This window comes from Candidatus Zixiibacteriota bacterium (assembly GCA_014728145.1).
Taxonomy (GTDB): Bacteria; Zixibacteria; MSB-5A5; order JAABVY01; family JAABVY01; genus WJMC01.
In genome coordinates, this window is the sequence record WJMC01000235.1 from 1 (window position 1) to 10,399 (window position 10,399).

General features: G+C 49.8%; 9 protein-coding genes and 2 tRNA genes. 8 read left to right on the forward strand and 3 right to left on the reverse strand.

Going from position 1 to position 10,399, the window contains the following annotated elements; genetic code table 11:
• Positions 1-184: 184 nt before the first annotated feature.
• The 4 genes from GF404_12970 (at position 185) to GF404_12985 (ending at position 4,458) form a co-directional block, all read left to right on the forward strand.
• Positions 185-1,483, forward strand: a complete 1,299-nt coding sequence (locus tag GF404_12970) for a hypothetical protein (GenBank protein MBD3383092.1) — start codon at positions 185-187, stop codon at positions 1,481-1,483.
• 108 nt (positions 1,484-1,591) lie between these two features.
• A complete protein-coding gene (gene galT / locus GF404_12975) occupies positions 1,592-2,590 on the forward strand; it encodes a galactose-1-phosphate uridylyltransferase (GenBank protein MBD3383093.1) in 999 nt (332 codons plus the stop codon).
• Between the two features lie 8 nt (positions 2,591-2,598).
• Complete coding sequence (gene glgA, locus GF404_12980) at positions 2,599-4,122, forward strand: glycogen synthase GlgA (protein MBD3383094.1); 1,524 nt, start codon at positions 2,599-2,601, stop codon at positions 4,120-4,122.
• Between the two features lie 150 nt (positions 4,123-4,272).
• Positions 4,273-4,458 (forward strand): DUF1328 domain-containing protein, encoded by a 186-nt coding sequence (locus GF404_12985; GenBank protein MBD3383095.1) that lies wholly within the window; start codon positions 4,273-4,275, stop codon positions 4,456-4,458.
• A 56-nt stretch (positions 4,459-4,514) separates the two neighbouring features.
• Here the strand turns inward: GF404_12985 and GF404_12990 are convergent, their stop codons facing one another.
• The 3 genes from GF404_12990 to GF404_13000 all read right to left on the reverse strand — a co-directional run bounded on the left by GF404_12990 (position 4,515) and on the right by GF404_13000 (position 4,946).
• Entirely contained in the window at positions 4,515-4,760 is a 246-nt protein-coding gene (locus tag GF404_12990; protein ID MBD3383096.1) for a hypothetical protein, read from the reverse strand.
• Between the two features lie 30 nt (positions 4,761-4,790).
• Positions 4,791-4,862, reverse strand: a tRNA-Cys gene (locus tag GF404_12995).
• An 8-nt stretch (positions 4,863-4,870) separates the two neighbouring features.
• Positions 4,871-4,946: transfer RNA gene (locus tag GF404_13000), tRNA-Gly, on the reverse strand.
• 274 nt (positions 4,947-5,220) lie between these two features.
• On the opposite strand from GF404_13000, the gene GF404_13005 reads away from it, so the two are divergent.
• From GF404_13005 to GF404_13020, 4 genes are all read left to right on the forward strand, one after another.
• A complete protein-coding gene (locus tag GF404_13005) occupies positions 5,221-6,936 on the forward strand; it encodes a proline--tRNA ligase (protein ID MBD3383097.1) in 1,716 nt (571 codons plus the stop codon).
• 96 nt (positions 6,937-7,032) lie between these two features.
• Entirely contained in the window at positions 7,033-7,482 is a 450-nt protein-coding gene (locus GF404_13010) for a ribosome maturation factor RimP (GenBank protein ID MBD3383098.1), read from the forward strand.
• A gap of 12 nt (positions 7,483-7,494) precedes the next feature.
• A complete protein-coding gene (nusA, locus tag GF404_13015) occupies positions 7,495-9,102 on the forward strand; it encodes a transcription termination factor NusA (protein ID MBD3383099.1) in 1,608 nt (535 codons plus the stop codon).
• A 37-nt stretch (positions 9,103-9,139) separates the two neighbouring features.
• On the forward strand, positions 9,140-10,399 hold a 1,260-nt coding region (locus GF404_13020; protein MBD3383100.1), incomplete at its 3' end, for a GTP-binding protein.

Genomic DNA, 10,399 nt, shown 5'->3' on the forward strand with positions numbered 1-10,399 from the left:
GACGTATATGGAAAAGCAGGAATCACAGCCTCTCGATACTCCTGAAGATCGCAAAAAAGCCTGGGACGATCTCTTTGAAGACTGAGTTTTCAGCCTGATGTCAACCTGACTACCGCCAGAATATGCTTGCGATTAGATGCCTGCATCCGTATAATCATAAACTACTAAAGGACTGGTGGATTGTATGGATACAAAGCTTTTTCTGTTCGAGGATGACAACTACGAAAACTTTTACCCGCTGACTGTTAATCGACCTGTATTTACGTTGTTGTCGGGATTATTCCCGCTCTGGGAGAAATGGCGCCTGTTGGTCGGCGAGACAGCTCTCAGTTTCGATTGTCGTGGAGAACTGGCTAAAAGAGTTCGCGAAAACACCGGCATTACATGCAATCGCTTTGATTTTTCGGACTGTCGCAAGATAGTTTTCATCAACGGCAGGGTCAGGCCTGAGCCGATTCTCTGGAAACTGCTGAATCAGACCGAAACCAGTTGTCTGTTTTTAAACAACGGCAACCTGGCCGCCATGGTGCTTCTGGCAGATTCGCTGGAAGCTTCTAATATCGCCCGGATGAATTACTGGGGTTACGGTCACCTCAAGTCGCTGATCAGCCAGTTACCCAAACAGGAAGTGAAGGTGGACTGGTACGATTATATCTGGGATTTCATCGCTCGCAATCCGGAAGAAATCGAATCCGACTTCCATCTGTTCATAGAACATTTATCGAAGGATCATCTGCCACCGGATAATCTTAGCGAACATGGTATCCTGGTCTATAAACCGGAGTCTGTACTTGTTGCACCTTCCGCGAAAATCGATGGTCAGACTGTCCTGGATGCCCGCGGAGGCCCGATCGTGGTTGGCGAGGATGCGTATATCAGCGCTCATACACGCATCGAAGGCCCCGCCTTCATCGGTCATCAGACTCAATTACTGGGGGCAAAAGTGCGCGAAGGCTGTTCATTCGGTCCGGTCTGCCGGGTCGGGGGAGAGGTCGAGGAATCGATCTTTCTGGGATACACCAACAAGTACCACGAGGGTTTCATCGGACACGCTTATCTTGGCCAGTGGGTCAACCTGGGTGCGTTGACGACTAACTCCGACCTGAAGAATAACTATGGTAATATCCGGGTCGATCTCGGCTACGGCCAGATTGACAGTGGCCAGATGAAGGTCGGGTCGTTTGTCGGCGATCATGTCAAGACCGGAATCGGCACGTTATTGAACACCGGGATCAGCATAGGCTTCGCTTCGAATATATTTGGAGGCGGTTTGACGGCTGAGAAATACATCCCGCCCTTTATCTGGGGAGGTAACGGTGGCTACGCCGAGTACCGTCTCGACAAGGCTCTGGTCACAGCCGAGGTCTCGATGGCGCGTCGCAAGCAGAAATTGTCTGCCGATGACAAGCATCTCTTTAACGAAATCTACGACACCAGCGCCGACAAACGCCGTAAATTTATTTCGAAGAATGAAGATAAGTGAGTAATTCTTAAGGCAATAGAGAATCAGGAAAATCGCGATTATGTCGATAAGTATTTATGAAGGGAACTCTGGCCGGATTCATTTTTAACAGAGCTACAGGAGTGTTGGATGCCAGAATTGCGCAAAGATCCCATTATTGGACGATGGGTAATCATATCAACGGAACGTGGAAAACGTCCCTCGGACTTTACAACTCAGCCCAAGCAGAAAGACAACAAAACCTGCCCCTTTTGTTATGGTAACGAGCACCTGACGCCACCGGAGGTCTATGCTTTGCGGGAGGAGGGCAGTAAGCCCAATCAGCCCGGGTGGAAACTGCGGGTGATACCCAACAAGTATCCGGCCCTGATTATCGAAGGTGAACTCAACCGCGAGGGTGAGGGGATGTTCGACCGCATGAACGGGGTCGGCGCTCACGAGGTGATTATCGAATCACCGGACCATATGAAGGATCTGGCTGATTTGGACTCCCGCCAGATCGAGGAAGTCATACGGGCTTTTATATTGCGCATGAAGGATTTGCGCAATGACGTCCGTTTTCGGTATTGCCTGGTGTTTAAAAACCATGGCGAAGCGGCCGGCGCTTCCCTGGAACACACTCACAGTCAGTTGATAGCCACTCCGATAGTGCCCAAGGCAGTGACCGAGGAGATGAAAGGCTCAAAACTCTATTTCGATTTCAAGGAACGCTGTATCTACTGTGATATAATCAGGCAGGAGCTTCTGACCAATACCCGTCTGGTGGGCCAGAACGAGCATGTGGTCGCGATCGAACCGTTTGCTCCGCGCTTTCCCTTCGAGACATGGATTTTGCCCCGCAACCATATCCATAGATTCGAGGAGTCCGACGAGGACACACTGATCTCGCTGGCATCGATACTGAAACAGACGCTCTTGCGCCTGAGGTCGGCTCTCAACGATCCGCCGTTTAATTTCATTATCCATACCGGTCCCTGGGTGGAGGGCAACAAGCTCCATTACCACTGGCATATGGAGATCTTTCCGAAACTGACCCGTGTGGCCGGTTTCGAGTGGGGAACCGGTTTTTATATCAATCCGACTCCTCCCGAGGAGGCCGCCAGGTATCTCAATGAAATCGAAGTTTAAGAGGGTGTATGATGGATAATATGAAGATCTTATTCGTTTCGCCGGAGTGTGTGCCCTATGTCAAAACCGGCGGTCTGGCCGATGTTACCGGAGCATTGCCGAAAGCGCTGGCCGGATTGGGCAATCAGGTCAGGGTCATCCTGCCTCTCTACAAGTCTGTAAATCTTGAAAAGTACGGGATCAAACCGCATGACCTGTTTCCGGCTGATATCTTCGTGCCGATTGCCGGACAGGATCATAAAGTCGGTCTGTATACCACAGGTCCGCGTGCAGATGATGTCGAGTACTGGTTTGTCGAAAACGAGCACTTCTTTGACCGAGATGGTATTTACCTGGATCCTTCTACCGGCAATGATTATTACGACAACGATGAGCGCTACATCTTTTTCGGGAGAGCCGTGCTGGAAGTCAGCAAGGCACTTCGATTCGCCCCGGATGTGATTCATCTCAATGACTGGCAGTCCACCATGACAGCAGGATATTTACATACGCTCTACCGTGATGACAGTTTCTTTAAAAACTCACGCACGGTCTTTACGATCCACAACATAGGCTACCAGGGTCATTTCAGTTCGGAAACTTTTCCAAAGCTGGGAGTGGGTGATGAATTCTTCGCTCCCGGTTCACCGTTTGAATACTGGGACCATGTCAATTTTCTGAAAATAGGTATAACCACCTCCAATTTGATCACCGCTGTGTCGGAAACCTATGCCGAGGAAATCCAGTCCGGTAACGAGGCCGGCCTGGGTATGGAGGGGATTCTGACATTTCGTTCCGATGACCTCTATGGTGTTTTAAACGGTGTCGATTACGATATCTGGGCGCCGGACAACGATGACCTGATACCATTTGATTATAATATCAACAATATATCCAATAAGTACAAAAACAAGCAGGCGCTTTTGCACCTGGCGGGACTTCCGGAGCGGGGCGAGAGAACGCCGTTGATCGGGATGATCACGCGCATGGTCGACCAGAAGGGTTTCGACCTCATAAATAAAGTCACCGACCAGCTTTTCGCGCTGGATATCCAATTCGTGCTTTTGGGGACGGGAAACGAAAACTATCACAGCCTGTTCGAGGCGATGCAGGAGATCTACCCGCGCAAGGTTAAGGCTTTTCTGAAATTTGACAACAAGGTCGCGCACATGATCGAGGCCGGCTCGGATATGTTTTTGATGCCTTCCCGCTACGAACCCTGCGGTCTCAACCAGATGTACAGCCTGCGCTACGGTACCGTGCCGATTGTACGTAAAACCGGAGGCCTGGCGGATACTATTTTCGATTACAACGAGAATCCACATGAGGGTAATGGCTTCGTCTTCGAAGCGTATGATGCGGAGCAAATGCTTGACGCGATAAAACGCGCTATTATCACCTACAAAGATAAAAACCTCTGGACGCAGATCCAGAAACGGGGCATGACTGCTGATTTCAGCTGGGAAGCCTCCGCCCGCAAATATCTGGAAATCTACAAACGGGCAATGGATAAGGAAATGGCCACAAACGTCCACACACCGGATTTTTTATAGAACGAGCAAGCCGGACACGGCCATGTCGTGTCCGGCAATGTTGATCGCGGACAGATTGATCAATATAATATAATTTATGTCAGACTGAACAAGCCGACCTATTAATTGTTGTAGTTTATGTATTTAGAATCTCATCAGGAGGTGAGTGAATTGTTCGCGTGGTCAGTGGTAATTTTTCTGCTTATGGTGGTTTCAGCCTTTATCGGTTTTACCGATGTCTCGACCCCGTTGGCCGGATTTGCCAAGGTGATGTTTTTCATCTTTTTTATGATGTTTTTTGTCATGCTGGTGATAGGGATCACCCGCAGTTCGCCCAAAGCTAAAAAAGAAGATTAATCGTCAATTGTCCGGCAAATAAGAGAACTGCTTCGTGTTAAAGCAGATCAGAACAACTACTCACCGCGAAGCTTTTCATCATCTGCATGCTTCAAAAGTTCTTTGGCCTCGGCAGCATCCTTAACCCTTACCATTACACAAGGCCGTCCGACATTGGCAGTCATAGTCGGAAGCATTCCGCCGGCATCATCAGCCCTGAGCATGACATCGATTCCATGGGCTTCGAGATACGCTTTAACCAGTTCAGCCTGGGTGCGTTCGTCAAAAATTCGCAGACATACCAGTTCTTCAGAATCATCCATTGTAAACTCCTTAAAAGGGGGCAAAAAAAGAGGCGGCTTCCGGATTCGAACCGGAGAATAGAGGTTTTGCAGACCTCCGCCTTACCACTTGGCTAAGCCGCCCAATAAAATGGAGCGGGAAACCGGACTCGAACCGGCGACAATCACGTTGGCAACGTGAGGCTCTACCAACTGAGCTATTCCCGCCCGCTAATCTGGCAATAATATATCGGCAATTTCAAGGTTGTCAACAGATTTCACCTTAAATTTTTATAATATTATGCCCGGCATAGGTTTGCGATGATAAAAATGTGAGCGAAGATGAAATCGCGGATTTATTTGTCGGTCTTTTTTTGATCGATGTCAAAAATTCTCTTTTTGGGCAATAAACTCTTCTGGCCAAACAGATTAATCTTGACTTTATGATTCCGATTTATAACTTCAATATTTTAATTCAACTTAAAGCAGGGATTTTTTTAAAATGAGATGGAGTCAGTTATTCATACCTACGTTGCGAGAGGATCCGGCCGAGGCCGAGCTGATTTCGCATAAATTACTGGTGCGCGCCGGTTATATTCGCAAAGTGGCCGCCGGTGTGTACAATTATCTGCCTTTGATGCAGATGGTGCTCGATAATATATCACGTATAGTGCGCGAAGAGATGAACCGCCAGGGAGCGGTCGAAATCCTGATGCCGGTTTTGGTGCCGTCTGAACTGTGGAAAGAGTCGGGTCGCTGGGAATCCTTCGGCAAGGAGCTGATGACCATGAAGGACCGCCACGAGCATGACCTGATCCTGGGTGGAACGCATGAAGAAGTGGTCACCGACATTGTGCGCAAAGATGTTCGTTCCTATCGCCAGTTGCCGATCATTTTGTACCAGATTCAGAATAAATTCCGCGATGAAATCCGGCCCAGATTTGGCCTGATGAGAGGTCGGGAGTTCATTATGAAAGATGCCTACTCATTCGACCGTGATGAAGAAGGTCATAAAGTCAGCTACCAGAAAATGTGTGACGCCTATTTCGAGATATTCACGCGCTGTGGCCTGGAAACAGTTATGGTGCAGTCGGATACCGGTGCAATGGGCGGGCGGATGGCTCATGAGTTCATGGTTATTGTCGATACCGAGGGAGGCGAGGATACACTGCTTTTGTGTGAGAACTGTGATTACGCTTCCAACCTCGAGAAAGCGACTTCCATTGCTGAGGAATTCAACTACGATGATGACGAGAAGGAACATGAGGAAGTCGACACTCCCAATGCAGGTACGGTTGAGGAAGTTACCGGATTTCTGGGTGTAAAGCCCCAGCAATTGGTCAAGACCCTGTTATATAAGGCCGATCAGCAGGTCGTGGCCGCCCTCATCCGCGGTGACCGTGATCTCAATGAAGTCAAGTTGAAAAACTACCTGAAATGTATCGAACTAGAAATCGCTGACGCTCCCACAGTAGAGCGGGTGACCGGTGCCCCGGTTGGATTTGCCGGGCCGGTTGGTTTGGAAGGTGTAAAGATCGTGGCTGACCCGGAAGTGATGAAAATGAAGAATTTTGTAGTCGGCGCCAACCAGGCTGATAAGCATATGGTGAACGTCAATGTACGCCGTGATTTCCATGTCGATTCCGTGGTCGATATCAGGAATGCCGTGGCCGGTGAGATCTGCCCCTCATGCAGCAAAGGGCGTCTGGCGGCCAAGCGGGGGATCGAGGTCGGCAATACCTTCAACCTCGGGGTCAAGTATTCTGATTCGATGAACTGTAAGTTCCTCGATGAAAACGGCAAGGAAAAGGTGATGATCATGGGATCCTATGGTATCGGCGTTACCCGTACGGCCCAGGCCGCGGTGGAGCGTTTCAACGATGATAACGGGATCATCTGGCCCCGGGCAATTGCGCCTTTCGATGTTCTTATTGTGCCTCTCAATTTTGATGATAAGGCCCAGCGTGAGGCGGCCCTCGAACTCTACGACAAGTGCCGGAAAACAAATATTCGCGCGCTTCTGGACGACCGCAAGGAACGCGCCGGGGTAAAGCTCAATGATGCCGATTTGATCGGTATTCCGCTTCGCATGACTATCGGGGCCAAGTCTCTCAAGGAGGGCAAAATCGAGTTCAAGGCCCGCGGTGACAGCGAAGTTAAACTGGTCGACCAGACCCAGGCTGTCTGGACGGCGGAGGATATCTTGAGCGAGCTTTGAACACGAAATATTTTTGTTGCGTAAGCGTAATTATTCTTATATAATGACCTGTTTAGAGTGGGAACTTCCCACTCTTTTGATTATACATATATTGGTATGTTGATTAGTGAAGAGAAATTACAGGAAATGATCCGCGGGGAAGTTCAGGATGCTAACCTGGTCTTTGTCGAGATGCAGTTGGTGCGTCACAAGGGCAGTACGATTTTACGGGTCTTCGCTGACAAGCCGGGCGGGATCACAGTCGATGACTGCGCGCGACTGTCGCGCAGGCTGGAGCTTGTGCTGGATAATGAGGAAGTCTTCGACAAGCGTTACCTGCTCGAAGTTTCCTCGCCGGGACTGGATCGTCCCCTGACTACAGAGCAGGATTTCAGCCTTAAAGTCGGCGAAACTATCCGGCTCAATTATACCGATGATGTTGGCGACAGACAGCAACTGGTCGGGAAGATCATAACTGCGGGTGATAATCTTGTTAAGCTTGAAACCGATAGCGGCCAGGTGGAAAAGAGCCTGGATAATATAGTTCAGGGAAAAATCATTCTCTAAAGGAGCGGCCGAGTGAATTACGATATAATGGAATCATTGTCCCAGATCGCGCGTGAAAAAAATATCGAGCTCGAGTATGTCATCGAGACCCTCGAGAGCGCTCTGGTACAGGCGGCCAAAAAGAAATTCGGCGATCATGAAAATATCTACGCCAAAGTCGACCAGTCCTCGGGCGAAATCAATGTCTACAAGGTCATGACGGTAGTCAGCAAAGTTGTCAATAAAGACATGGAAATTTCGCTCAAAGAAGCCCAGGAAATTGACGAGGAGGCTGAACCGGGGGATGAGGTCGATGTTTATATCGGATTCGAGGAGTTCGGACGCAACGCCATAGCCCTGGCAAAACAGCTCATGATTCAAAAGGTTCGCGAAGCTGAACGCGAGAGAATTTACGAGGAATACAGCCAGAAGATAGGCGAGCTCGTATCCGGTTCGGTCCAGCAGGTCGACAAGGGGAACCTGATAATCAATCTCGGCCGTACCGAAGGTATAATGCCGATATCTCAGCAGATATCCCGTGAGAAATATCGTCAGGGTGACCGTATCCGTGCGATCATACACGATGTCCAGCGCAACCAGCGAGGCCACCAGGTGGTGCTCTCCCGTACGCAGGAATCATTCTTACAAAGACTGTTTGAGCTGGAAGTGCCGGAGATCTTCGAACGCATCATCGAGATCAAGGCGATCGCCCGTGAACCGGGTGAGCGTGCCAAGATAGCCGTCAGCTCGGCCGATGACCGTATCGATCCGGTTGGCGCGTGTGTCGGCGTCAAGGGTGTGCGGGTGCAGTCGATTGTTCGTGAACTGTCAAACGAAAGAATAGATATCATCCAGTGGCATCCCGATCCGGAAATATTCGTGACAAGGGCTCTGGCTCCGGCCAAGGTGGTCAGGATCGACACCTATCCGGATGATCAGGATATGACAGTCGTGGTTGAAGATGAGAAGCTTTCACTCGCGATCGGACGGCAGGGACAGAACGCCAGGCTGGCCTCAAGGCTGGCGGGCTGGAAAATCAATATCGTTTCCGAGAATGAGTTCTCGGCCATGAAACGTTTCGAGGCTGAGAACTACCTCCCGATCTCTCATCTGCCGGGTATCGGCGATGTCATGATTAACCGTATCATGGATGCCGGCTATATTTATGCCCAGGATCTTCTCGGGATCACATCCGAGGAATTGACCCGGATCGAGGGTATCGGCGAGAAGAAAGCCACGGCGCTGATCGAAACGGCGCGCCAGATGGTTACCGAGTTCGAAGAAAAACGCCGTCTTGAGATGGAAGCGGAACAGGAAGAAGAGGATCTGGCAGCGGATGAAGGCGCAGAAGCGGAAGAAGAATACGACGTGGAAGAAGTCGATGAAGAAACAGAAAGTGAAGAGCCGATAGAAGACCGTGTTAGCGACGATGATGAAACCCTGGATGATGAAATCAGTCCCGAGGCTGAACCGGAACAGGAAACAGAAGAAGAGACCGATGCGGTTGATGAGTTTATAGGTGATGAAGATCCCGATTATATTCCGGATGAGGAAGAGCTGGATGAGGACGAAGTCGAGACTGAAGTCCCCCCGGTGCTGGAACCGGAAAAATCGGATGAAGATCTTCCCAAAAACGAATAGTTAAGTCGAAATCATAATTCATGTATCTGGAGGTACAGTGGCGAAAAAGAGGCTTTTTCAGGTAGCCAGGGAATACAATATTACCTCTGAAGCGCTGTTGAAGATGCTCCGGGCGCTCGGTTTTGAGGTAAAAAGCCACATGAGTACGGCCACGGAAGAGATCCTCGAGGCGATTGCCAAGAAGTTCGACACTGAAAAGAAGTCGATCAAGAAGGAAATCGAGGTCAAGCGGAAAAAGAGCAAGGAGCGCCGTAAGCGCGAAGTTGACGAAAAAACTAAAACCCAAAAACCCTCCAGGGAGAAACCACCACACAAACCGCGTGAAGATTCCAGGTTCAAGGATGAAAAACGAAAGAAACGGCGCCGGGACAAGAAGAAAAAGAAGAAAAAAGCACCTGTGATAGATAAAAAAGAAGTTGCCAGCAATGTCAAAAAGACACTGGCAAAGATGGATACCGGAGCGCGCAAGACGAAGTACAAACGTCGTCCGCAAAAAGAAATCAAAGTCGAGTCGGAAGAAGAAAACACTATCCAGGTAAATGAATTCATGTCGGTGGCGGAACTTGCCAACGAGATGGAAATAAAGCCTACTGATCTAATCGCCAAGTGTATGTCTCTGGGTATGATGGTTACAATAAACCAGCGTCTCGACATGGACACAATCGAGACACTGGCCCTCGAATATGGTTTCAATATCAAGAAGATCGAGGAGGTCGGAGTCGAGGAGCTGATTGAGGATACCGAAGAGGTTGACGAGGAAGAGGGTGCTGATTTTAGAGGCCGTCCGCCGGTAGTGACTGTTATGGGACACGTCGATCATGGCAAGACCTCGCTTCTGGATTATATCCGCCATACGCATGTAGTCGATACTGAATCGGGCAAGATCACTCAGCATATTGGCGCCTACCGTGTCAAGGTTCCGAACGGCGATATCACTTTTCTGGATACTCCGGGCCATGCCGCTTTCACCGCGATGCGCGCCCGTGGAGCCCAGATAACAGATATCGTGGTATTGATCGTGGCCGCCAACGATTCGGTTCAACAGCAGACTGTCGAGGCGATCAACCATGCCCGTGCCGCCGGAGTTCCGATTATAGTGGCCATAAACAAGATGGATTTGCCGGATGCCAATTCCGACAATGTCAAGCAGGCTTTGTCCCAGCATCGCCTGACACCTGAAGGCTGGGGCGGTTCGACCGTGATGGTCGAGATTTCGGCCAAGACCGGTATGGGAGTAGACGAACTCCTGGAAAATATATTGCTTCAGGCCGATGTGCTCGAACTCGAAGCCAATTAC

Bases quoted from the DNA above. Each gene is read 5' to 3' on its own strand.
- glgA (MBD3383094.1), top strand. From the start codon at position 2,599: ATGATGGATAATATGAAGATCTTATTCGTTTCGCCGGAGTGTGTGCCC.
- galT (MBD3383093.1), top strand. From the start codon at position 1,592: ATGCCAGAATTGCGCAAAGATCCCATTATTGGACGATGGGTAATCATA.
- GF404_13010 (MBD3383098.1), top strand. From the start codon at position 7,033: ATGTTGATTAGTGAAGAGAAATTACAGGAAATGATCCGCGGGGAAGTT.
- GF404_13005 (MBD3383097.1), top strand. From the start codon at position 5,221: ATGAGATGGAGTCAGTTATTCATACCTACGTTGCGAGAGGATCCGGCC.
- GF404_12970 (MBD3383092.1), top strand. From the start codon at position 185: ATGGATACAAAGCTTTTTCTGTTCGAGGATGACAACTACGAAAACTTT.
- GF404_12990 (MBD3383096.1), bottom strand. From the start codon at position 4,760: ATGGATGATTCTGAAGAACTGGTATGTCTGCGAATTTTTGACGAACGC.